At 40.2% G+C, this 22,137-nt stretch carries 26 protein-coding genes and 2 pseudogenes; 5 read left to right on the forward strand and 23 right to left on the reverse strand.

Annotated elements, in window-relative coordinates; all coding sequences use genetic code 11:
- Positions 1 to 5: 5 nt before the first annotated feature.
- The 4 genes from H9649_RS12855 to H9649_RS12870 form a co-directional block, all read right to left on the reverse strand.
- Positions 6 to 794, reverse strand: coding sequence for an ABC transporter ATP-binding protein (locus H9649_RS12855; RefSeq protein WP_191695304.1), 789 nt, complete (start codon positions 792 to 794; stop codon positions 6 to 8).
- A 4-nt stretch (positions 795 to 798) separates the two neighbouring features.
- Complete coding sequence (locus H9649_RS12860) at positions 799 to 1,620, reverse strand: ABC transporter permease (protein ID WP_225229864.1); 822 nt, start codon at positions 1,618 to 1,620, stop codon at positions 799 to 801.
- Positions 1,621 to 2,098: 478 nt separating this feature from the next.
- On the reverse strand, positions 2,099 to 2,452 hold the full coding sequence (locus H9649_RS12865) for a rhodanese-like domain-containing protein (RefSeq protein ID WP_191695305.1): 354 nt from the start codon (positions 2,450 to 2,452) through the stop codon (positions 2,099 to 2,101).
- Positions 2,453 to 2,469: 17 nt separating this feature from the next.
- A complete protein-coding gene (locus H9649_RS12870) occupies positions 2,470 to 3,858 on the reverse strand; it encodes an MBL fold metallo-hydrolase (protein WP_191695306.1) in 1,389 nt (462 codons plus the stop codon).
- 293 nt (positions 3,859 to 4,151) lie between these two features.
- Here H9649_RS12870 and H9649_RS12875 point away from each other — a divergent pair, with 293 nt between their 5' ends.
- The gene (locus H9649_RS12875) at positions 4,152 to 4,760 is read left to right on the forward strand and encodes a hypothetical protein (protein WP_225229865.1); all 609 of its coding nucleotides are present in this window, start codon (positions 4,152 to 4,154) and stop codon (positions 4,758 to 4,760) included.
- Here the strand turns inward: H9649_RS12875 and H9649_RS12880 are convergent, their stop codons facing one another.
- Complete coding sequence (locus H9649_RS12880) at positions 4,761 to 5,042, reverse strand: hypothetical protein (protein WP_191695308.1); 282 nt, start codon at positions 5,040 to 5,042, stop codon at positions 4,761 to 4,763.
- Between the two features lie 101 nt (positions 5,043 to 5,143).
- Between H9649_RS12880 and H9649_RS12885 the strand changes: the two genes are divergently transcribed.
- Positions 5,144 to 5,440, forward strand: coding sequence for a CHY zinc finger protein (locus H9649_RS12885; protein ID WP_191695329.1), 297 nt, complete (start codon positions 5,144 to 5,146; stop codon positions 5,438 to 5,440).
- 47 nt (positions 5,441 to 5,487) lie between these two features.
- Here H9649_RS12885 and H9649_RS12890 read toward each other — a convergent pair whose 3' ends face one another.
- From H9649_RS12890 to H9649_RS12905, 4 genes are all read right to left on the reverse strand, one after another.
- Complete coding sequence (locus tag H9649_RS12890; RefSeq protein WP_191695309.1) at positions 5,488 to 6,573, reverse strand: AI-2E family transporter; 1,086 nt, start codon at positions 6,571 to 6,573, stop codon at positions 5,488 to 5,490.
- 210 nt (positions 6,574 to 6,783) lie between these two features.
- Complete coding sequence (locus H9649_RS12895) at positions 6,784 to 7,905, reverse strand: DUF4179 domain-containing protein (protein ID WP_191695310.1); 1,122 nt, start codon at positions 7,903 to 7,905, stop codon at positions 6,784 to 6,786.
- On the reverse strand, positions 7,902 to 8,468 hold the full coding sequence (locus tag H9649_RS12900; protein WP_191695311.1) for a sigma-70 family RNA polymerase sigma factor: 567 nt from the start codon (positions 8,466 to 8,468) through the stop codon (positions 7,902 to 7,904). The genes H9649_RS12895 and H9649_RS12900 overlap by 4 nt, the downstream gene beginning before the upstream one ends.
- 246 nt (positions 8,469 to 8,714) lie before the next feature.
- Positions 8,715 to 9,563, reverse strand: coding sequence for a VOC family protein (locus H9649_RS12905; RefSeq protein ID WP_191695312.1), 849 nt, complete (start codon positions 9,561 to 9,563; stop codon positions 8,715 to 8,717).
- A gap of 104 nt (positions 9,564 to 9,667) precedes the next feature.
- On the opposite strand from H9649_RS12905, the gene H9649_RS12910 reads away from it, so the two are divergent.
- Entirely contained in the window at positions 9,668 to 9,997 is a 330-nt protein-coding gene (locus H9649_RS12910; protein ID WP_191695313.1) for a winged helix-turn-helix transcriptional regulator, read from the forward strand.
- Between the two features lie 42 nt (positions 9,998 to 10,039).
- On the opposite strand, the gene H9649_RS12915 is transcribed toward H9649_RS12910, so the two are convergent.
- The 11 genes and pseudogenes from H9649_RS12915 to H9649_RS12965 all read right to left on the reverse strand — a co-directional run bounded on the left by H9649_RS12915 (position 10,040) and on the right by H9649_RS12965 (position 18,353).
- Positions 10,040 to 10,375, reverse strand: coding sequence for a L,D-transpeptidase (locus H9649_RS12915; protein ID WP_191695330.1), 336 nt, complete (start codon positions 10,373 to 10,375; stop codon positions 10,040 to 10,042).
- Positions 10,376 to 10,433: 58 nt separating this feature from the next.
- Positions 10,434 to 11,105, reverse strand: a complete 672-nt coding sequence (locus tag H9649_RS12920) for a DUF4956 domain-containing protein (RefSeq protein ID WP_191695314.1) — start codon at positions 11,103 to 11,105, stop codon at positions 10,434 to 10,436.
- The gene (locus H9649_RS12925; RefSeq protein WP_191695315.1) at positions 11,074 to 11,865 is read right to left on the reverse strand and encodes a polyphosphate polymerase domain-containing protein; all 792 of its coding nucleotides are present in this window, start codon (positions 11,863 to 11,865) and stop codon (positions 11,074 to 11,076) included. Before H9649_RS12925 ends, H9649_RS12920 begins: the two co-directional genes overlap by 32 nt.
- A gap of 226 nt (positions 11,866 to 12,091) precedes the next feature.
- Positions 12,092 to 12,658 carry a nucleotidyltransferase domain-containing protein gene (locus H9649_RS12930; RefSeq protein WP_225229867.1) on the reverse strand — a complete coding sequence of 189 codons (567 nt, stop codon included), beginning with the start codon at positions 12,656 to 12,658 and terminating at the stop codon, positions 12,092 to 12,094.
- Between the two features lie 104 nt (positions 12,659 to 12,762).
- A complete protein-coding gene (locus H9649_RS12935; protein WP_318241689.1) occupies positions 12,763 to 13,395 on the reverse strand; it encodes an alpha/beta hydrolase family protein in 633 nt (210 codons plus the stop codon).
- A gap of 191 nt (positions 13,396 to 13,586) precedes the next feature.
- Entirely contained in the window at positions 13,587 to 14,084 is a 498-nt protein-coding gene (locus H9649_RS12940; RefSeq protein ID WP_191695316.1) for a GNAT family N-acetyltransferase, read from the reverse strand.
- Between the two features lie 600 nt (positions 14,085 to 14,684).
- Entirely contained in the window at positions 14,685 to 15,077 is a 393-nt protein-coding gene (locus tag H9649_RS12945) for an NUDIX hydrolase (RefSeq protein WP_191695317.1), read from the reverse strand.
- Positions 15,078 to 15,127: 50 nt separating this feature from the next.
- Positions 15,128 to 15,358: pseudogene (locus H9649_RS12950) on the reverse strand (Type 1 glutamine amidotransferase-like domain-containing protein); the annotation flags it as partial.
- A 131-nt stretch (positions 15,359 to 15,489) separates the two neighbouring features.
- Entirely contained in the window at positions 15,490 to 16,635 is a 1,146-nt protein-coding gene (locus tag H9649_RS12955) for an RNA-guided endonuclease TnpB family protein (RefSeq protein WP_191695332.1), read from the reverse strand.
- A 158-nt stretch (positions 16,636 to 16,793) separates the two neighbouring features.
- Positions 16,794 to 17,123: pseudogene (locus tag H9649_RS12960) on the reverse strand (Type 1 glutamine amidotransferase-like domain-containing protein); the annotation flags it as partial.
- Between the two features lie 60 nt (positions 17,124 to 17,183).
- Positions 17,184 to 18,353 carry a hypothetical protein gene (locus tag H9649_RS12965; protein ID WP_191695318.1) on the reverse strand — a complete coding sequence of 390 codons (1,170 nt, stop codon included), beginning with the start codon at positions 18,351 to 18,353 and terminating at the stop codon, positions 17,184 to 17,186.
- Positions 18,354 to 18,509: 156 nt separating this feature from the next.
- Here H9649_RS12965 and H9649_RS17985 point away from each other — a divergent pair, with 156 nt between their 5' ends.
- Together H9649_RS17985 and H9649_RS12970 are read left to right on the forward strand one after the other, a co-directional pair.
- Positions 18,510 to 18,644, forward strand: coding sequence for a hypothetical protein (locus H9649_RS17985; RefSeq protein WP_263614298.1), 135 nt, complete (start codon positions 18,510 to 18,512; stop codon positions 18,642 to 18,644).
- A gap of 141 nt (positions 18,645 to 18,785) precedes the next feature.
- Positions 18,786 to 18,992, forward strand: coding sequence for a hypothetical protein (locus H9649_RS12970; RefSeq protein WP_191695334.1), 207 nt, complete (start codon positions 18,786 to 18,788; stop codon positions 18,990 to 18,992).
- A gap of 85 nt (positions 18,993 to 19,077) precedes the next feature.
- Here H9649_RS12970 and H9649_RS12975 read toward each other — a convergent pair whose 3' ends face one another.
- From H9649_RS12975 to tatA, 3 genes are all read right to left on the reverse strand, one after another.
- Complete coding sequence (locus H9649_RS12975; RefSeq protein ID WP_191695319.1) at positions 19,078 to 20,811, reverse strand: methyl-accepting chemotaxis protein; 1,734 nt, start codon at positions 20,809 to 20,811, stop codon at positions 19,078 to 19,080.
- 87 nt (positions 20,812 to 20,898) lie between these two features.
- Positions 20,899 to 21,681 (reverse strand): twin-arginine translocase subunit TatC, encoded by a 783-nt coding sequence (gene tatC / locus H9649_RS12980; protein WP_191695320.1) that lies wholly within the window; start codon positions 21,679 to 21,681, stop codon positions 20,899 to 20,901.
- A gap of 10 nt (positions 21,682 to 21,691) precedes the next feature.
- Positions 21,692 to 21,892: a twin-arginine translocase TatA/TatE family subunit gene (gene tatA, locus H9649_RS12985; protein WP_191695333.1), complete on the reverse strand. Its 201-nt coding sequence runs from the start codon at positions 21,890 to 21,892 to the stop codon at positions 21,692 to 21,694.
- Between the last annotated feature and the right edge of the window lie 245 nt (positions 21,893 to 22,137).

Genomic DNA, 22,137 nt, shown 5'->3' on the forward strand with positions numbered 1-22,137 from the left:
TCTTTTCAACCGTATTCTTTTCTAGAAAGTTGCACTTCATGTTGCAGATGAGTCCATATATCAACGAATTTCCCTGCCATTATTGGATCTTTACGGATATCCTCGATAGTTCGCGGTCTGGGGGTATCGATGTGGATCTGTTCAATGATTTTGCCAGGTTGCGCACTCATTAGTAATATCCGATCCCCTAATAGCAATGCTTCATCAATGCTATGAGTAATGAAAACGACAGTCTTTTTCGTTTCTGCCCAGATGGAAAGCAGTTCTTCTTGCAAGATGAATTTATTCTGCTCATCTAGCGCTGCAAACGGTTCATCCATGAGCAGGATTTCAGGATCATTGGCAAATGCCCTGGCGATACTCACCCGTTGTTTCATTCCACCGGACAGCTCTTTCGGGTAGAGATGAGAAAAACGATCGAGTCCCGTTTTCTTTAAGTAATAATCTGTTCTCTCTTTAATATGTGCTTTCGGCATCCTTCTCATTTTTAGTCCGAATGCTACATTTTCTTTCACCGTAAGCCAGGGAATGACTCCCCTCTCCTGGAAAACCATTGATTGGAGAGGGCGTCCCTCCATTTCAGAATGAATTTCGAAATCTCCAACACTTGGTTGTTCAAGTCCTGCCAAAATGCGTAAAAGTGTCGTCTTACCACAACCGCTTGGTCCGACGATGCAGACAAATTCGCCATCTTCAATTGTAAGAGATATATCATCTAGTGCCGTTACACTTGCCTGTTTTTTATAAAATGCTTTTGTTAAATTTCTAATCTCAATTTTCGATTCCTTACTCATCCGATCACCTCCAAGGTAACAACTTTTTCTGCAAACTGCGAAGCAACAAGGAGAATAGATAACCGAAAAATGAAATCAGTATAAGTCCGACATACATATCTTTCAACAAGAAAGCTTTGTATGAAGTCCATATTAAATAACCGATTCCCGATGTAGCCCCCATCATTTCTGCAGCCACAATTGTCAGCAGGGCAATTGCCTGCCCCATTTGAATCCCTTCTAACATGACCGGGAGAGCCCCGGGTAACGCAATCTTGAAGAAAAATTGTACTTTTCCGGCTCCATAATTATTCGCAACGTCTAAATAGATCCGATCGATATTAAGCACGCCCGCCGCGGTATTGATAACAACAGGAAAGAAAACACTTCCCGCAATCGTGACGACTTTCGACAAATCACCAATACCGAAAAGGATAATGATAATCGGCAATAACGCCAATGTCGGAATCGGCATAAGCGCCATGACAATCGGTTGGACAAAATGCCTAATTGGTGAATAAAGCCCCATCAGCAATCCAACAATAATGCCTGGTATGACACCAGCTAGAAATCCGGCGAAAATCCTGTACAACGAAACGCCGATATGATCAGCCATCGCCCCACTTGCAATCATCTTGTAGAAACTGCCTAAAATAGCGGAAGGCGGTGGGAAAAACCGGATATCCATCATGCCCGTTCTCGACATCACTTCCCATAACAGCAATAGGAAGATTGGCGAAATGATCGTCAACAGCTGCTTATACCGTTCCTTTGACTGCCGTTGCTTCCACTCTCGCTGTTCCACCGCAAACGGATCATGCTCAATTCTCGTTCTCTCTTTTTTCAACGTTCACCACCTCTTCATAACAATAATATGTGTATGCCTATGGATATGGTTGGGCAGAAGCAGTTGAATTATGGGGGATTGGCGGATTTTTTGTTCATGTAGTGAGTCGGGGTTATGTAGAGTTTGCGGGTGGTTACTTTTATGGGCGTGGAATCATCGGTTACGAGCGCGGAAACTACTTTTATGAGCGCACACTCAACGGATACGAGCGCGAAAACTACTTTTATGAGCGCACACTCAACGGATACGAGCGCGAAAACTACTTTTATGAGCGCGCACTCAACGGATACGAGCGCGGAATCCGCTTTTATGAGCGCGCACTCAACTTTTCTCCAATCGCGGTACTTTCTAACATCTATCCTCTCTCCCTCATCGCGCAAAATGCCCTTAACAAATCAATTTTGGTTTGTATTCAATTCCCACACCAAAATCGACAAAAAAGACATCCTCCCATTGGAAGAATGTCTCATACTTATCTTTATTCACGCCAATCCATCATGCCGCCTTTAACATTGACGACATTTGAAAAACCGGCTTTCTTTAAAACTTTAGCTGCTTGCATACTGCGCATTCCGCTTTGGCATATGACAACCGTTTCTTTCGTTTTATCAAGCTTATCTACATTCGATTTCAACCCCGTCACAGGATAGTTTTTGAACTCTCGAATATGATTGCCTTTATATTCTGCAGGTGTCCGGACATCGATAAATTGCTTCGATCGATCCTTTAACATTCCTTTCAAATCTCCAGTCGTAATTGTTTTCACACCTTTAGGTGGCATCATTCGCCATACGAAAAATGCCACAATTGCCAAAATGACGATCCATTCCATATTCATACACTCCTTTTTTACGAATACGCTGCTTGATAAGCATTATATCCGCCAGCCATCTGTTTTACGGTCTTGAAACCGCGTGCTTTCAAAACACTTGATGCAATTGCTGAACGAACGCCACTCTGACAATGAACGAGGAATTTTTTATCGTCAGGTAAGTCAACTGTGCGCAACTTACCTAAGAACCTATGATGTGCAGTATCTAAATGCCCACTATTCCATTCGCCATCATTGCGGACATCCAAAACAAACACTTCTTCCTCATTCATCTCTTCAAGAAAATCTGGAACTGGTAACGTCTCATACGCAACTTTCGCTACCCCTTCAAGTAAAGACGGACTTGCAAAAGCTATAATATTATCGAAACCTATCGATTGCAATGCAGTTTGCACGTCATCCTGCTTTTCCTCTTCTACTATTAAAACGAGGTTTCCATCATAACGTACGAGCCAGCCTGCCCAATTCACAAAGGATTTGTTAAGAGGGATATTAATAGATCCAGGGAGAAGGTCCGTTTCAGCAATAGCTGCAGGTCTTGTATCCAAAACAAGCACTCTATTGTCTTTAGCTATCATTTCCAACTCATCGGTCGACTGCAACACTTTTACTTTTTCGTCTCGTAAGATTGCTGGACCTACCTTATTCACTCTTTTCATTTCCGCAAAATAAGTTGGCGCCTCTGGTTGGTCTTTCAACAACTCTTCGATAAACTTTGTTTCATCATCAATTTGAAATGCCCAATTAAACTTCTTCTCGTATCCGACAGTCGAAATCGGTACTGCACCAAGTGATTTCCCACAAGCTGAACCTGCTCCGTGCCCCGGCCAAACGACAAGATAATCCGGAAGTTCTTTAAACCGTTGGATGGACCTGTACATATCACGTGCACCATTTTCTGCAGTACCGCTAATTCCTGCTGCTTTTTCAAGTAAATCTGGACGACCGACATCACCGACAAACACAAAGTCTCCTGTGAAGATACCCATCGGACTCGTTGCACCACCGCCTCGATCCGTCAGTAGGAATGAAATACTTTCAGGTGTATGCCCTGGAGTATGCCATACTTCAAAATCGATATTTCCAATAGAGAACGTTGACCCTTCTTGTAAGAGTTCAACATGGATACCCTCTGCATAACTATATTTCCAATCATCGTCACCTTCATCAGACAAATATAATGTAACGCCGTGTTCGACGGCTAATTGGCGTGCTCCTGAAACATAATCGGCATGGATATGCGTATCAGTCGCGGCAGACACATGTAATCCTTCTTCTTCCGCCGCCTTCAAAATATGGCTATACTCCCGAGGTGCATCAATAATAATCGCTTCGCCAGTACGTTGACAACCTACCAAGTAAGCATTTTGAGCTAAGTTTTTATCGGTGAATGACTTAAAATACATCCATATCCCTCCTGTTTTTGTCTCATTCAATATACCACCAGGGGTATAAAAAGAGCAATGATTTTGCTTTACAGAAGATTTCTATATCCACTCTCCCCTTAGACATTTACAAACTTAGTTTTCTTTATTAGTTCATCCTATACTGCATGCTCGCTCAACTTGTTGAATAGCGACAATATACTTATACTATAACTATGACAAACTTAACTAGTGAACAAATTAGGCAACTGAATAGCTACAGTGTTTACGTGACACCTACGGCTCATCCCTTATTTACACTGCGTGATTTGCTTATGGATGAAAAGACCGACGATTGCCTAAATGCTGTGCAAGCTGTAAGTGGATGTCCAAACTCAACAGTAACTGCCTCATTTATCATGCGTCGAATCGGCATGTTTTTATCAATGCAGTTATTTAACTTGGTTGCCTACGAAGAAGTATGGGATGGCGAAGATAGCGGAGTTGTATTCGGAGCAATTGAGGAGTATGGGAATAAAACAGTAAGCCTTTACCTAAAAGAATGTGACTGGCATCTTGTTGAAGAAGACGAACACGCGATAGCTATTCGTAAAATCCTGTTACAAACCGACACAATCATACGGCAATTACGTACAGTCTCTTCCGTTTCTCCTCTGACATTATGGGAAAATGTATTCGGCTTCTTGCTTTGGCAGTATCATGTGTTGCTTGACAATCCCGCGACTTCTAAAGAAGCCCGGTTAGACTTGGATATTTTGAAAAATGATCAAACATGGGCAGGCATTGCACAACGCTCATTATTTGCAGTTTATTTAAACGATCGTGAACCATCCGACATGCTAAACATGACGGTGCGGAAGACTTGCTGCTTTTCAAAAGACGTTCCAGGACTCATGCAATGTGGCTTTTGTCCGCTAAAATAATCATACTCTCTTTCTAAAAGCCAGATAAGACTGCTTCAACGAATAGACAGTTCCCATCGCCGCACCACTATAAAAAAGACCCATAAAAATTCCAGCGGCTAAATCTCCACGATGAGTAATGAAAATCGAAAGCAGTAAGGCAAAAACTGTACTAACCGTTGAAATCCAGCTTTCCGGCACCTTTAACAACCAATGCGCAATCAAAACGATTAGTAAGACAACCGGAACTGCCCAAACAGCATCCCAAATATTTGTATGGATAATCGGAAATTCATTCAACATAACAACAATCCTTTTTCCACTTAGACTATCCGAAGCGACGTACATTATGCACATAAGAGGTGAAATTATTGAATTGTAAAAGCTCTGTAGTAAAGGGAAGCATGATTGATAGCGAGACACGTTGTGTACATTATCATTCCACACTCGATATTATCGCCATCAAGTTTTATTGTTGCAACACGTACTTTCCATGCTACGCGTGTCATAAGGAATCAGGATGTGGCAATCCTGCCGTCTGGCCAAAGCAGAAATTCGATGAAAAAGCGGTCCTTTGCGGAGCTTGCGGTCATGAATTGTCCGTGAATGAGTACACCCATTGCCAATCAAGATGTCCAAAATGCAAAGCTCGTTTCAACCCGGGATGCAATTTACATAGAGAACTGTATTTTGATGTGTAAACATTAAAAAACCTCCACATAAGTGGAGGCTCCTTCATTCACGTTAGTTACTCTTCTACATCTTTCGTTGCAGCATTTTTTATTTTTCTGCGTTGTTCATAAATATTAAGAACAATCACTTTCAATACTGCATAGAACGGTATAGCAACGATAATTCCGAGGAATCCGGCAATATTACCAGCAGCCAAAATTATTGTAATGACTGTGAGTGGGTGGATATCAAGCGTTTTACCCATGACATTCGGTGTAATGAGATTACTGTCCGTCTGTTGCGCGACCAATGTGACGATTGCTACACCTATGACAAGCTTGGGATCTTGTGTGTAAGCGATGATAATAGCCGGTAAGACAGCAATCCAAGGCCCGATGAATGGAATCAGGTTCATGAATAGAGCAAAGATTGCCAACAGCAACGCATAATTCACGCCGAGTGCCCAATAACCGATAAAGATGAGCGTAGCCAATATTGCACTGATCAGAAACTGACCTTGAATATAAGATCGTAATACATTGTCGATGTCGCTCAATGTCTTCTTGACCCAAGCTCGACGCTGTCCGCTAAACCGGTTATAAATAATCGGCGCGAACTTTTCGTGATCTTTCAACATGAAGATAAAGAAGAATGGAACTAGTACTAACAAAAAGACCGCTTGGAATAGAGATTGAACAAACGTCACAATCCATTTCCCGAAATTCAAAGCGATAGATTGCAAAGAATCCGCTGCATCATCAATGGAGTTTTCTAACGACTCCGGCAAATTCCCCTTTTGTTGCAACAGGATATATTTCATTTCATTGAAGTCCTTTGTTAGCTCTGGTGCATTCTCAATAAACTTATTCACTTGCTTAGTAACTTGCGGCCCAACAAGAGCACCGACTCCCCATAATACAAGCATCAATGAGAGCACGATGGTAAGCATACTCGCCCATCTCGGGAACTTACGATTTTCAAGAAATCGTTGGATTGGCTCCATCATATAGTACAACACGCCGCCTAGAGCGAGCGGCAAAATAATGGTCTTAACAATGATGACCAATGGTTCGAACAAGAAACTAATTTCCAGGAAATATTTTATAATTAAGATGGTCAGCAATATCCCGACTCCGACCTGGAACCATAACTTCTTTGCCAATCTCTCACGTCCTTTAATTTTTATATACATTAGTACAAGTATACGTTTTTTTACGGACGGTGTCGAAAATAGTTTCACTATTTTTCGTAATAAGTGTTATCTATGTATTACCTTACCAACACGGATAGAGGCACAACTCATATTCGAATTGTGCCTCCGTTTTTCATATTCCACTATTTTTCGCTAAGTTAAGCTACTATCATCAACCTTTTACTTCTCCAATTCAATAATAATATCTTCCAACGTGAACTCTTCTCTGCCCTTTCCTTCCTTTGTTGGAATGGTAATCTGTTTCACGGTTTGGTTCGCACCGTTCCCGATAATTTCGACACCGCCATGATTCTCAGATGTATATTCAATCAATGTGGCCGTAGGGGTAATGAAAAGCTTCGTGGCATCTGGATCTAACTTTTGAAATGTCATGCTCCAGTTCATCTGATTGTCCTTACCATAGCCACCATTACCAACGCCAGCGTACTCATTCCCCAAATCATCCATAATGGCAATTTCAACGTCGACATCATGCCACTTTTCGCTTACTTCTTTAGAAATCAATTGATTATAGTAAACAATGAAAGACATCGGTGTCTCTGCGATTTTATCGACAGTTACTTTCACACCGTCCTGTTCTACGTTTTTATCAATGAGCTGAACATGATTATCGGATGCCTTCAAAGAGAGAGAGAAATTCCATTTCCCGTTAATTTCTTCTTGCGTATCTTCAACAGTGATGCTATCGACTTTCCATTGTACATTTACACTTTCTGGATTCTTCTCATCTAATCTACTCCCCGTTATCATGCCAACGTACTGATTTTGCCCCACTCTTGAAATCTGATCGCTTCCCGTCCCTCCATCTGTTCCCTTTATATCCACCCAGCTACCTATATAAGGTTGGTCTCCTAAATCTTTTTCACTTTCTATTGAATATGTCAGTAAAACGGTTTTCCCATCGTAGATCGCATCATTGATTGTGATTTTTACGCCATTACTTTCCTTCGTCATATTAATGGCACTGGAAAATTCCTGATAATTATCGTAGATTCCTGTTCTCCCATTGTCCAAAAACCTGAAAACATCACCGATAATAGGGATATTTCCAGCATATGCAGGAAACGCAAGGCTCAATGTGGAGATTGCTAAACCACATACAGCAACAGCGGCGACAGCTTTCATTTTCCAACTTTGCTTCTTTTTATTTCGACGGATAGATGACATTAGCGTCTTTTTCACTTTTGCTTTATCAAGTTCGCTAGCCGCCATTTCTTCCATTTCACTTTCATCAAAATCCATTTCATTCAATAGCTGATAAATATCTTTTTTGTTGTTCATAATACAAAACCTCCTGGATTAAGATCCATCGCTTCCTTTGATAGTTTCTTTTTCCCACGAAATACCCGATTGTCAATAGCCGTTATGCTAAGTCCCGTTTTTTTGGAGATATCTGCCGTCTTGTACCCTAAAAAGAACTTCATCAGAAATATATCTCTGTCTACGGGCTCCAGTTGATTGACAAGCATGATCAGTTCGGTTTTATCTTCAATTCTAATCAATTCCTCTTCAACGGATATTGCGGCATTCCATTCCATATGCTCCGATGTAATTTCAACCTGTTTCATTGCTTTTCTGTAATAATCAATCGATTTAAATTTGGCCACTGCGCAAATCCATTTTCTGAAATCCGTTGTATCACCACGAAATTTATCTGCATTTTCCCAAACGGAAAGGAATATGTCGTTAATGCATTCATCCACTATCCCTTCGTTTCCAAGGGGGGAGAGCACCTTGTACGTAATTCCTTTTATTAATGGTAAATAGGTGTCCACAATAAATTCCAATGCATCCTCTTTTTGTTTCTGCAATCTCCGGATAAAGTTCTTATGATTTGATTTCATTTACGAATCCCCTTATTTTTTGTAAAAGCTTTTACACCTTATACAACGCACAAAAAAAGTTAATCTCTCACATTTGCTATTAAGTACTTTCAACTTCCAGTCTACCAAATAAAAAAACGATTCCCTCAACAACAGGAATCGTTACGTATTATCATCTCTTTTTTCTTTTATCTTTTTTGTATCATAACAATGCTTGTATTCCTTTTTCACTTTCAAACCATTGCAAGCCGCCCCAGAGAAATTTTTTCACATTTCCAATCGTAGGATAACACGATTTCCCGATGGATCTACTACAACAAAAGTTGTTTCTAGTCGTTTTACAGTTTCGCCAAGCTTTTGGACGTTTCCGATTGCTTCTTGCAATGTACTTTCATCTGGATAGATGAGCGTAAATGCCTCCATTCCAGCACTTCCTTCAGTAGGTCGAGATGCGTCTGCCCCATTCCACGTATTAAGTCCGATGTGATGATGGTAGTTTCCATTCGCCATGAACAATGCTTGAGGATAACGGCTTACGACTTTAAAACCGAGTGCTTCATAAAATTCTTTTGTATTCGGCAAATTGGCTACATGTAAGTGAATATGACCCATGACTGTTCCTGAAGGAAGTCCAGTCCAGTCATCTTCTCCACTTTCTTCAACGACAGCTCTTGTGTCAAGTGGATCCGTACTCATAGCTACAAGATCATCGTTCCAATGCCAAGTTTTCGGCTCACGATCGCAATAGATTTCGATACCATTTCCGTCAGGATCCGATAAATAGAGCGCTTCACTCACTTGATGATCAGCCGCTCCCAAAGGTATTTGGTTCCTTGAAAAATGTTTAATCGCTTTTCCAAGATCAGCTCGAGTCGGTAATAATAGAGCTAAATGATAGAGCCCTGTCCTTCTCGGCTCTTTTGGAACTATGCTCTCCGGCTGCTCCAATACGAGCAAGGGTGTCTGACCATCCGCTGTTAATACTACATGTTTGTCTTTCTTTTCCAAGACGCTAAATCCGATAATTTCTGTGTAGAAGTTTGTCATTTTGTCGAGATCTGTTACCTTCAAATGAACTTCTCCTGTATATATGTGTGGTGGTTGATGATAATTCATTGGTTGTTCCTCCTAGTAAGTAACTTACTTTATGTAACTAACTTTATATGCTACAATAAGAATTGTCAATAACAAATGATTTTAAGCGAAAGGACTTTACAAAAATGAATAACTTTGAACTATGCCCACGTTTTGAAAAAGCCGTATCTATATTGAGTCAACGATGGACAGCCTTGATTATATATCAACTTACATCTGGACCTCAGCGCTTTTGCACGATGACAGAGAAATTAGGTGTTAGTGGAAAAACATTGACGGAGCGGTTAAAGGAATTAGAGCAACGAGGATTTGTCGTTCGAGATGTATATCCCGAGACACCCGTGCGAATTGAGTATTCATTGACAGACAAAGGAATGTCGTTGACTCCGATCATGAAAGAAATTGAGAAGTGGTCTAGTAAATGGATTGCACTTGATTCCACGGATGCTAAATAAAGCCGACCGCAACTAAGCAGACGGCCTATCTCAAAGAACCACTCATTTACGGATCTTCACTATCGTTCCTACACGCACCATAGAAGCCAATTCCAGCACATCTTCATTGTGCATACGGATACAGCCATGGGAGACACTTTTCCCAATGGATGAAGGATTATTTGTGCCGTGAATTCCATAATGCGGCTTGGACAACCCCATCCAGAATGCTCCGAATGGTCCACCTGGATTCAATTGTTTATTAATGATTTTAAATGATCCTACTGGTGTTCTTGTAACCATCTTTCCGACTGCTATAGGATACTGTTTAATCAATTTCTTACCATCATATAATTTTAATTCATGTTTCAAAGTGGAAATATCAATCCACCGCATAATAAAACCGCTCCCCTTTTACTATATAGTATGGGGAAGCGGCTCTATGTGGCTACTACTATTAAAGATAGGACAATGATACTTTTAAATTAGCATTCCGTTCACGGATCGCATCGAGCAATGTCTGGTCTTTCGTATCAACCTTGCTGCGAATGGCGAATGTATATAAAATCATCGTCCCTAGATTCGTTGTTTCAACTTGGCGTAACTGGTAATAATCCGTCATTTCTCCAAGAATATCGTCGAATAACTCTTCGTGATTCAAATTCTCCGGTACAGTCACTTTCAGAATCTGTGTGTCCTTCCCTTTGCCGTAATCAAATTTGAATAACAGATAGAACACCAGACTCGCGAATACTGTCAGTACAATTGCGAGTTCAAATTGGAAAAGTCCTGCTGTCATGCCGACACAGAGTCCGAAGAATATATACGCGATATCTTTCGCATTTGTTACCGCACTTCTAAAGCGAATTAAGGAAAATACTGCGAATAGACCAAACGCTACTCCTGCATTGCCACTCACTACTGTCATGACAACAGATACGACGACACTCATCATAATAATCGTGTGAACGAATGCTTGCGAATACCGTTCGCCTGTAAACGTTGATATGTACACCTTCGTAATAATTAAACTCAATATCGCAGCTAAAGCCATCGCCGCAATGCTCATCAAAATTGTTGGTTGTCCTTCTAATCCGTTAAATGAAAACAAGTTGCTGATCTGTTGCATCTTCCATTCCTCCTATTGTTGTTGTTTCTCTAACGACTGGTGGTGTCAACACACCTTTTAATAATTCCGTACTCGTGCAAAACTTCGAAGCACTCCGCTGTTCACATTCCAAACTCTGCAAAATGCGCGCAAGCCATAGTGGTACACTATTTTCAACCTTCACTTCCAAAACGACTAAATCTTCGTCGATAAAGTTTTCACCATACGGACCATGTTCAAGAGACAAATCCTCTTTTCTGCAACGCAAGTCAAAATCGAATGTCAATCGTAAATCTGGATTGGTCACACCATGCATCGCATGTCGGTTATAACTGACAATCATCTCCGGTTCCAACTGATAGTACTTCCGGAAATAGTCGATTTCCTTCAATACTTGGAAATTCGTCGTTTCATAATGGGTCAAATCGGGATCCGCTTCGTCAGACAAATAGCGGTATGCCTCTTGAAGCGGCATGAGCAGACGCCTTTTATTCACCACTTTGTTATGCTTTTGTTTCACTTCAAAAAAAGCGGTGCTCTGCGGAGTTGCCTCGTCATAGACACGCAACCTCAGCTTCTGGCGATACTTCAACTTGTTCTTCGTCTCAAAGTAGATCGACCGTTCCGCATTATCGAAGTAAAGACTTGTGACGGTATATCTACCATCCGTCCCGTTCTTATCATTCCGCATACGCGGTCCAATCTGCTCGACGAGTTCTTCATACTGTTTTCGGGTAATCAAATACTTTTGCTCTTTCCGACAAAATATCTCGATTGCCATGCAAACCACTCCTTCACTTTTTCACGGCTTATCTATTCGATAAATACAATACTAAACTCGGTAAATTTGAGTTTCCTGTGAAAGAGATTAGAAAATGATGAGTTTAATGATTGGGCTCGTCAGTCAATTAGTGTGTTCTAAAAACAAAAAAGAACCGATTACAGTATGTAATCGGCATTGACTAACTTATTAGGAAAACATTTTAACATCATCGACTAGATTTTGTTCATTCCAACTGAGTAATCCATGAATGACCGGGTGCATGAAGTGTAAGTGTATTGCGCAGCCATGCTTTGTCCTCTCTGTCGAGCAAGTCCTTGACAGTCAGAAAATCCGCATGATCTTTCTCCCTTGTATTTTTCGATTTGTAAAGAAGGACGATTACGGGATGTAAAAAAGGAATTTGACCTTCTGACACTAAGAACAATGAAGATCCCGGAAAGTTGATTTTCGTATCTCTCCTAAAAACCCACTGACTATTTACACACTCATTCAACAGTACTTCCAAACCGTGCCCAGTCGTTTTATGAACACCATGCAATTCGTGAATAGGCAATTCTAGCGTTTCTGACTCCCATTCAACCAGCTGGCGCATAACAACTTTTTTGAAAGACCAGTCATCCAACACACTTTTCAACCTTTGTTGATCTTCCCGAAAGATAGCGATTTCGATATCCGAATGCTCGCGTGTCACATGTCCAACAAATAAATCAATAGCCCAACCACCAGCAATCCCCCACGGTCGATTGTAGGATTCCATCCATTCCACCACTTTTTCACATGAACGTAGCATTCGTTTCCCCCTTTTTTATTATAGTTCCTAACGTACTAATTGGCCCTGTTCTTGTGAACACATTAATATTTTGAATCGCATGCGTTACCCCAATAACGTAACCCTTATTTTAAAGATTCCAGTAAATTAACCACTGACTCCCAAGCAGATGATGACGGGTCGATAACCATAAAATGTTCCACTTCAGGCAGTAAAACCAAACGCACTTTATCGCCTAGTTCAATAGCTCTCTGGTAATACGCTACACTCAATTCAACCGGAACATGCCGATCTAATTCACCATGAATCAAAATTTGCTCGATATTCAAAGGCAGTAATTCTATCGGCGAAGCTAGACTGTAACGCTCAGATACTTCTTGAGGTGTTCCACCAAGAAAAGTTGCAACGGGACTACTCATCCCTTTACCTTCATGAGTTTTCCACATTCTCCTCAAATCCAGAACTCCTGCTAAACTAATTACACCTCGTATAGGTATTTGCAGAGTATTTTCTATCCCACTCATTTGGCCTTTTTCAGTTTGAGAAGCCAACCACAAAGCCAATTGCCCTCCCGCCGAATGTCCTAGGACAATTACACGTGATAAATCGAGCTGAAAACGTTCCTTGAGTTGGTTAAGGTGATTTACAGCATCTATAATGTCAGCAAATGTTCCTGTCCAACCTCCACCTTCTTCTCCGACCCGACGATACTCAATATTCCAAGTAGCATACCCACGCCAAGTTAAATCTTCATCAATAGGGGTGTTTTCTTCAAGTCCATACTTCGATTGCTAGAAACCACCATGAATTGTTATAACAACCGGCATCGGCCCAGATATTGAAGGTATACGTAATACACCGAATTGAGATGGATGATCTCCATAAGGTATATGAAAGCTTTCTATCACTCTACAAAACCCCTTTCACTACACTAATGCAGCAATCTCTTTTAAAGAAACAAAACCATTAGGTCTTCATCAAAATAGGCATGATCTATCTTTAATGCGCGTTTCTCTGTACCTAAAATCACAAATCCCATTGATGAATATAGTTTTTTTGCCGTCATATTTGTCGTCACGACAGTTAAGTAAACCTGCTCTACACCATTCAATTCTTTTGCCTTATTAACCGCTTCTTTTACTAAAGCTTTCCCAATCCCTAACCCGCGTTTTTCAGGAGAAACATACATGGCTACAATATTTGCTCTGTGGCTTAGTTTAATCAGCTTTTCTTTTACTAGAGTAATAACCCCAATAAGTTCTCCCTTTTCAAATGCACCATAAGTAAATGAGTCTTCTGATTTAAACCTAGATTCATATTTTTCAACGGCTTGATCTTTTTCTTCTTCATAGCTAGAAGCAAATGCTTCAGGGTTATTTTGTAAAGCCTCTAGTCTTAGATTGAGATAGTTCTCAGCATCTAGTGAGTTTAAAAGTCTTATCATCACATTTTCTCTCCTAATATAGACATGTTTTTTTATTTATATTGCAATAAAGTTATTAATAAATGGCCATAAGTAAATATCAGACGCTAATCTTATTCCAAGTTTGCGTCTATTAGCACAATATTAATAAACTAATCCAAGTCATTTTCACTTCTTTAGATTCCCATTCATCCTCTTCATGATGAACTGTAACTTCTACTCCAACCGCCCCTAAACCTGAACGATACTTAGAACCTTCAAAAAAGATTTCACTATTGACCTTAAAAGCAACTTTTTCTATTCTAAGCTAATTCCATCATTTCACCAGGAATGCACCAGCTGTCATGATCTGTACGATGCTGCAATAAGAGTTTGTTATTCTGAACAATCATTACCCCACACCCTACAGTTAAGAGCACTTTACTACCCACTAACTTTCAAATACTTTGTATGTAATTCAAAAATATCCCTAGAAAATGTATGATATTGACCCCACTGATGAGTATGGTCAATCTTCAATTACAGGGCCTTTTATTTACAAACACAAAAACTTCGGAAAGAATTTCCCAAGTATACATTCTTATATCCCCCTACACCATGCCGCTAAAAGCAACATTTGCGGTATTACTGTTCAAGTTGCTCCAGTAGAAGTTCTAAATCTTCAGGATAGGCGTGGTCTATCGTTTTTAGTTCAGACAAAGACTTCCAATCTGCTTCGACGATAATTTTATCAGGATCATTTATCCCGCTGCTTCCGCCAATCTTTTCTACCCGAAAATAATATGTTGTTACTTGAATTCCTTTAATGATTGTCCTCTTAACATTTATTTGCTCAATGACTTTGACATCATATCCAGTTTCTTCTTTAACTTCTCTAACGCAACATTCCTCTGGTGTTTCGCCTTCTTCAATACCACCAGAAGGTACAGCCCATCCCTGTGAGTCAAAACTTTTAACCATTAATATTTCCATTTTCTCATTGATACAAATACCAGCTGAACCTGACCATCTTTCCATCTTTATATCCCCACCATTCTGCTAACAGGTCTACTACAGTGCCCATTATTTCAATAAGAACCTAAAAACTCCGTCTGAAGTTCTGTCTCAGTAATCTCATTTTCGAAAGAAACACTATACGCCTTCGCGTCACGTCTTGAGCTGACTATTCTACTAATCTCCTGTTCCTTATAATGAATAGCAACACCATCATCTGTCGCAATTCCAGATTGTATTTTTGCTAATTTAATTAGGGCGTGATAGGCAGGTCTTCTCTCGGTTTCTCCATCATAATGTGGACAATTACTTCCCTGTGAACCTACCCACCACTTAACGCTACGCGTTTGTAGTGGGGGCTTCTCGACTTATCGTTGCTTTTGTTAGCCAACGAAAACTGACCGAGCTAACCCTCTTGTTCCAAGAGTTTATTTGTTTAGGACAAACCTATAATCAGCATGCCTTCATTTTTGATGTTGATGGCGGCATTCCAATCCCGGTCAGACACGAACCCGCACTCACAGGAGTATGTTCGTTCCGCAAGGGATAGGGCGGCCTTTACATGGCCGCAATCCGAACACGTTTTGGATGAAGGAAACCACTTTTCGATTGTGATGAGGCGTTTGCCCTGATTCTCCAATTTGTATCCAAGATATGTTGTGAACATCCCCCATCCGTTGTCGGCAACGCTTTTACCGAAACGCAGGGCTTGCGACATCCCTTTCATATTGAGGTCTTCGATGACGACACAATCATATCGATTCGCTAGTCGCCAGGATTGTTTATGCAGAAAGTCCTTTCGCTGATTTGCCACTTTTTCGTGGAGTCTGGCAACCTTGATGCGCTGTTTTTCCCATCGGGAGGAACCCTTTGCTTTCTTTGATAATATCCTTTGTTCTTTTGCCAGTTTCTCTTCTGCTCGTCGATAGAATCGTGGGTAATTGGCTTTCTTACCCTTTTCGCTCTCGACAAAAAGACCGTTCATGGTGAAGTCCAAACCGACTACTTGCTTGATTTCTTTTTTCATGGGCGTATGTTCGTATTCTGTAAGTATGGAAATATGGTATTTTCCCGTGGCAGAACGGGAAATTGTGCATGACTTGATGACATGATGGGAAGGGATTTCACGATGCTGTTTCATTCTTAGAGGTTTCATTTTTGGCAGTTTGATAGAGCCATCCAAAAGCTTGATGTTTCCATTGAGCAAATTTGTTGTGTAGGATTGTCTTGACCTTCGAGTTTTGAATTTCGGATATTTTGTCTTGCCTGAAAAAAAGTTGGAGAACGCTGTCTGCAAGTTCATCTGAGCATTTGCGAGTGCCAGGCTATCCACTTCGGTAAGAAACTCAAACGCTGCCTTGTACTTGGCGGGCGTCGGAAATTTTTGTTTCCTCAGCAATGCCTTATTGTCCTTGAACTGTTCATAGGCGTCATTGCGTTCAGCAAGCATTTTATTATAGACAAAGCGGACACAACCAAATGTCTTGATCAGAAATTCTTCTTGGTCTTTGGTCGGGTAGATACGGAATCTGTATGCTTTGTTTTTTCTATATTCTTTAGCTGCTCTACTCTTTTTACTCACCACTCAAATCACCTCATCTTAGAACATAATAAGAACATTCATTCTTATTATAGCAATGGAGTGAAGCTTTGGCTAGCGCCACCGAAATTCATCTCCCTCTTATCGTTGGGCTTCACCCTTCACACGCTTGAATAGGGAGACTTCTTTCGGAGATCTGTTAAAACAACGTCTAAGCCCCATTCTTTCCACAAAACTAAAAGGTTTTTAGTGTTTCCACCACCAACATAAATAATATCCTTTTCTAAAATAAAGCTCTCGAGATTCCTTGTCGGAGGCTTAAATAAAGATAAATGAGATGGTTCACAATTTTGTTCATTGAAAAAGTCATAAAATCTCGTTATATAATTATCTGAATCTCCACTAGCGGTAGGGATAAAGCAGATTTTCGGTTTCGTATTCTTTGCTTGCTTTAATATATATAAATCTAATAATGGGTTGTCGGGTTCCATTGAAAATCCCCCGCCACCAAGAGCGATTATTTGTCTCATCTATGTACTCCTTTCGAAAAAGCATTAAGTAGTAAGTTATTCACGTATCAAATATAGTACTTACTTCAATACTTTCAAGTCATATGAATAGACCTTTTTATTCCGGATTTTTTTTATGATTTTATCAAGACCTTCGATATCAATAGAATTTGTTAGAATTCCCTTCTCCCGTGAATACGTTTCTAAATAGTATCGTTCTTTTTTATTTTCGTTATATCGTAATGCATATAAATTACCTGCGTTAAAGTACGTTTCTTCATTGTGACGAATGCTAGAGTTACTAGCATTAGTAAGGCTAAATTCTTTTGAGACAGCTGTTGTGTGTAGATTAAAAGAATATACCTCACCTAAGCCGTTAACATAATATAATTTGTTGTTGTAAATTGTGGCGGAGTTTTTATAATTATAAGGAATAGTAGCTGTTAGGTCTGTTTCGATGTAATTAATAAATTCAAATGTATCTTGCTCCAATGTTTCTTTATTAATTCTATAAATCGATACAGATTCATTCGCATCACTGATAATCGTAGATAAGAGTAGATAATAATAGTTTTCATCCGATAAAACTGGCACAAGTACTTGCATATTTTCAACAGACTCTGATTGGATAGTTGTTAAGTCATTAATTATGAGATTTTCATCCAGTTTTACTTCCTTTAAATAAAACCTTTCTGTTTCAAAATCTTGTGTGAGTATATGAACAGCACTTTCGGTTGTTCCAGAAGCAACAATATAATACGGTATGCTGTCTACTTTGAAACCTTTTAAATTGCCGTATCGAACATCTGAACTGTAACCATCTTCCACAAAACCACTGTTATATATACTAAAGAATAATTCTTTTTCTGGAAGATACCCGGTTCTTTCACCTGTATATTGTGGAGTGTCCATAGTAAATCTTTCAATCTTGTCGCTTATAATATTGATGCTATTTTTATCTTCCAATAGTATCTGATCTTTGCCTACAGCAATACCTCCAAGTTCTAGCCCTTTCATAGCAAGTGCTTGAATTGAATTATCACCCTGTACAAAAACGGCATAACTCAATCCTTTATTATCAATATCCTGGTCTGCTGTTGTTGATAAATAAATGATTGCTTTAGTGTTTTTCAATAAATCTTCATCTGATAAATGCAACGAAGTGTCAGTGGTGTTTTTTTCTATTGAAAAATAGATGATAAAAACAATGATAAATAATAGCCCAGCGCATATAATTGCTTTTTTCTTCATATCAAGTTCCTCCAGATTAACAACTAAGACGTTCTTAAGATATATGCCACTTATTATATTACCATATTGTGCTATCTAAACCTTTATGGATAATCCTCTACTTTTAGGGCACCTTAACAATGATCCAAAATTCTTAGTGAGGAAGGTGACATTTTTATGAAAAAGATGGCGATAGCGGCATTGGGCATCGGAGCGGCCTATTTGATGCGAAATAAAGATGCACGAGGAAAGCTGATGAAACAGTTTGAATCTCTCGCAGAACCATTCACCTCAAAAGACGGATCAGCATAAAAATACTTTCTCACGGAAAAACCGGCATCCTATTTAGGGTGTCGGTTTTTCATGAGGATACGTCACTGAAGGAAAATCATACTGTTTAGTTTACTGTCAATCGGGAAAAGAAGGATATTAAGAAAGTAGGAGGAGAATAAAATGAGAAAAAGAATGGCTTTAACTGCTCTTGGTTTAGGAGCTGCTTATTTAATGCGTAATAAGAACGCACGTGAAAAAATAGCTGATCAGTTCGATTCATTCGGCTCGACACCAATGCGTGGAGAAAAATCCAAGTCTCATACGAATTCCCAATCTACCACTACGTCCGGTCGGAATAAAGGTCTATTAGGTAGCTTGTTCAGCTAAATATAGACTAAAAAGGAGAGAACCGCATATTATGCGTGTCTCTCCTTTTTCATTTGATTCGCCTTGACAATGCTTACGTACAAAATTATACTTTGAACCGTCCAATCGATAGCTGAAGTCCTTCTGCCATTTTTGCAAGTGTTTCAGATGCCGCTGCAATTTCTTCTATGGATGCAGTCTGCTGTTCAGCTGCTGCCGCGATATTTTGGGTATGATCAGCAGAGTTCCCAGCAATTCTCGCTGTTTCATCAATGGTTTTCACCATCGCTTCTGCTCCTCCTACGACACGCTGGACGACTTGGGAAATGTCTGAAATCTGATGTGTCACTTCATTGACCGCCGTTGTAATTCCTTTGAACGTGTTTCCTGCCTCGTCTGCAAGTTGGATACCTGAATTGACGGAATGCTGTCCTTTGTTGATAGCATCCACTGAATCCTTGATTTCCTGTTGGATGGCTACAATTAGATGATTTACCTGATTCGCAGCGTTCCCCGACTGTTCAGCCAGCTTTTTGACTTCATCTGCTACGACAGCGAATCCTTTGCCATGTTCACCTGCTCGGGCAGCCTCGATTGCTGCGTTCAATGCCAAGAGATTGGTCTGTTCAGATACATCCGTAATCATAGAAACAATTTTCCCGATTTCATTCGATTTATCGCCTAATGCATTAATCATTTCCGTTGTTGTTGCCGTTTCACTTTGGATGGTATGCATCGAAGCAATCGTCTGTTCAATAACGGTTGTCCCCGCATGTGCCATGCTGGATGTGTTATTCGATGTTGCATTCACCTGGTCGATATACGTTGAGATGCGAATCAATTCTTTCGACATTTCAACAGCCACATCGTTGGCATTATCCGTCGTTTCCACTTGGTGATCCGCGCCTTCCGCTAATTCCAGAATAGAACTCGATACCTGTTCCACCGACTTACTTGTCTCTTCACTGCTAGCTGACAACTCTTCCGAAGTAGCTGCAACTTGTATCGAAGAATCTGCAACTTCTGCAATCATGACTTTCAAGTTGACTGTCATCTCATTAAAATAAGTAGCAAGCGTACCAATTTCGTCTTTGTTCTTTACATTCAAACTTTCTATCGTCAAATCCCCTTGCGCCATTTTCTCCACTTGGTTTGTAATCAGACCAATCGGACGTGAAAGATGTCTAGCAAATAGAACGATAGCAATCAATCCGATAACAACAGCACTGATTAGAACAACAGCAAGAACGTTCAACACTTCTTTGGCACCACTGTTGAAATCCATAAGATAGGAGCCTGCCACGACATTCCATCCCCATCGGGAATCTTTTTCTGCATACACGATTTTAGGAGCTATCCGATCCTCTCCTGGGATAGCAAAATCGAATTCTACAAAACCGCCACCTTTATTTGCAACTGTAAGCATTTCCCTCGTTGTATACCTACCATCGGGCGATTGTGAATCATTCAGATTCTGCCCTTCCAATTTGGGATGCGCCAAAGCAACACCATTGTCGTCAAGTACAAAGAAATATCCGTACTTACCCATATCCACCTGTGAATCAATGGATCTTGTGCCATCTGCTTCAAGCGTGCCAATCAACTGCTGTTTGACGATATCCTGTGCCTCTTCTAACGTTAAATTGCCTCGTTCAACTTCCCCATTCATGGAATCGATTAACTGCACTGCCATTTTTACATTATTCCGCAAACTAGTTGAGCCTATTTCATTTAGATTTTCTTTTGCCGTTGCATATCCGATTACTCCGATCAGAAGGCTCGGTATGATTAATAACAGTGCTGTAAAAATCATTAATTTCATACGTATATTCATTCTCATATTAGTACCTCCAGTGGCTTTATACTTATATCGTACCAAATATGAAAGTGTTGATATTATTAAACAAAAAACGAAAAAGCACCCTCATTAGCAAGGGACTTTTTCGTTTTTCTTCTTTTCCATTTGAAGGACAATAAGAATACTTGCTTCATACAGCAGAATCATCGGAATAAGCACAATCAGTTGGCTGACAAAATCGGGTGGTGTAATGAGCGCCGAGATAATTGCGAGCGAAATGTACGACCATTTCCGCACTTTCTTCAACGTGTCCGCTGTTAAAACATCGATTGCAGCTAAAAACATAGCGACTATCGGTAGTTCAAACAACAGACCAATTGGCATAGTCGTCATTAGCAAAAATTTCGCATACTCTTGTGCTGATACCATGACCGTAAAATTCATCGACCCGATAGAAACTAAAAAGCTGTAACTTAACGGATTTACGACAAAATAGCCGAACGCTAACCCGGCGACAAAAAGCAGCAGCATAACAGGCGAATACAGTCCGATGAACCTACTTTCCTTCTCAAGCAGTCCTGGCTTTGCAAATTGCCACAAGTAATGACAAAGAAAAGGGAGTGACAGACCAAATGACAGTGCCAGCGACAAAGACATGTAAAATGTTACAACTTCTAGTGGACCAAGGACTATGAGCTCATGACCACGTGTCACGGCAGGAAACCAGATGTTGATTGTAGAAAAAACCAATATAAAAAACGCTATGAACGTAACCGCACTTTTTATGAGTTGCTTGCGCAGATCAGTGAGATGATCCACAAGTGTCGGCTCAATGTCCTTCTTCTTCGTATCATCGTCAGGTACAATTACCGCGGCGACAATGGTGTGGTCCGTTTCTTTTTCAGATACCATATTTTCACCTTCATGCACTATCTATTTTCTTTGGTTCTTCCTGTTTGACCTCTTCATCATCAATAATATCTCGGGCGGATTTTTTAAACTCAGCCAGTGTCTTACCTACAGCTGAACCGACTTCAGGTAACTTCCTTGGTCCGAAAAGAATCAGGACAATGACTAGGATGATTATTAAACCGGGAACTCCGATACTTGCTAAACTCACGATGAATTCCTCCCTTCCCTTACATGTACTTTTTCTACATCTTGTTCTTTGTTAGCATGCCCTTTTTCGTGTACATTTCATACAAAACCTATGACAATAAAGGCGTACCACCTGGAATAAGTTGAACTTCGCAATTTATGGGAAGAGCGAAAAGGCATCCAAAGACTAAAATGATGTGACCCCTAAAAGTTAGAGTTTTATATTACGCAGCTAATTGGCTGGCGTGAAGACGGTACTGAACCGGACTC

The sequence above is a fragment of the Sporosarcina quadrami genome, assembly GCF_014836615.1.
Taxonomy (GTDB): domain Bacteria; phylum Bacillota; class Bacilli; order Bacillales_A; family Planococcaceae; genus Sporosarcina; species Sporosarcina quadrami.

Excerpts from the sequence above, each read along its gene's own strand:
- H9649_RS12865 (WP_191695305.1), bottom strand. The coding sequence starts at position 2,452 with ATGGAATGGATCGTCATTTTGGCAATTGTGGCATTTTTCGTATGGCGA.
- H9649_RS12900 (WP_191695311.1), bottom strand. The coding sequence starts at position 8,468 with ATGAAATCAAATCATAAGAACTTTATCCGGAGATTGCAGAAACAAAAA.
- H9649_RS12875 (WP_225229865.1), top strand. The coding sequence starts at position 4,152 with ATGGATGAAAAGACCGACGATTGCCTAAATGCTGTGCAAGCTGTAAGT.
- H9649_RS12905 (WP_191695312.1), bottom strand. The coding sequence starts at position 9,563 with ATGAATTATCATCAACCACCACACATATATACAGGAGAAGTTCATTTG.
- H9649_RS12880 (WP_191695308.1), bottom strand. The coding sequence starts at position 5,042 with ATGTTGAATGAATTTCCGATTATCCATACAAATATTTGGGATGCTGTT.
- tatC (WP_191695320.1), bottom strand. The coding sequence starts at position 21,681 with ATGGTATCTGAAAAAGAAACGGACCACACCATTGTCGCCGCGGTAATT.
- H9649_RS12925 (WP_191695315.1), bottom strand. The coding sequence starts at position 11,865 with ATGGCAATCGAGATATTTTGTCGGAAAGAGCAAAAGTATTTGATTACC.
- H9649_RS17985 (WP_263614298.1), top strand. The coding sequence starts at position 18,510 with ATGAAAAAGATGGCGATAGCGGCATTGGGCATCGGAGCGGCCTATTTG.
- H9649_RS12965 (WP_191695318.1), bottom strand. The coding sequence starts at position 18,353 with ATGAAGAAAAAAGCAATTATATGCGCTGGGCTATTATTTATCATTGTT.
- H9649_RS12975 (WP_191695319.1), bottom strand. The coding sequence starts at position 20,811 with ATGAGAATGAATATACGTATGAAATTAATGATTTTTACAGCACTGTTA.
- H9649_RS12920 (WP_191695314.1), bottom strand. The coding sequence starts at position 11,105 with ATGCAACAGATCAGCAACTTGTTTTCATTTAACGGATTAGAAGGACAA.
- H9649_RS12945 (WP_191695317.1), bottom strand. The coding sequence starts at position 15,077 with ATGGAAAGATGGTCAGGTTCAGCTGGTATTTGTATCAATGAGAAAATG.
- H9649_RS12930 (WP_225229867.1), bottom strand. The coding sequence starts at position 12,658 with ATGCTACGTTCATGTGAAAAAGTGGTGGAATGGATGGAATCCTACAAT.
- H9649_RS12870 (WP_191695306.1), bottom strand. The coding sequence starts at position 3,858 with ATGTATTTTAAGTCATTCACCGATAAAAACTTAGCTCAAAATGCTTAC.
- H9649_RS12895 (WP_191695310.1), bottom strand. The coding sequence starts at position 7,905 with ATGAACAACAAAAAAGATATTTATCAGCTATTGAATGAAATGGATTTT.
- H9649_RS12855 (WP_191695304.1), bottom strand. The coding sequence starts at position 794 with ATGAGTAAGGAATCGAAAATTGAGATTAGAAATTTAACAAAAGCATTT.
- H9649_RS12970 (WP_191695334.1), top strand. The coding sequence starts at position 18,786 with ATGAGAAAAAGAATGGCTTTAACTGCTCTTGGTTTAGGAGCTGCTTAT.
- H9649_RS12910 (WP_191695313.1), top strand. The coding sequence starts at position 9,668 with ATGAATAACTTTGAACTATGCCCACGTTTTGAAAAAGCCGTATCTATA.
- H9649_RS12885 (WP_191695329.1), top strand. The coding sequence starts at position 5,144 with ATGATTGATAGCGAGACACGTTGTGTACATTATCATTCCACACTCGAT.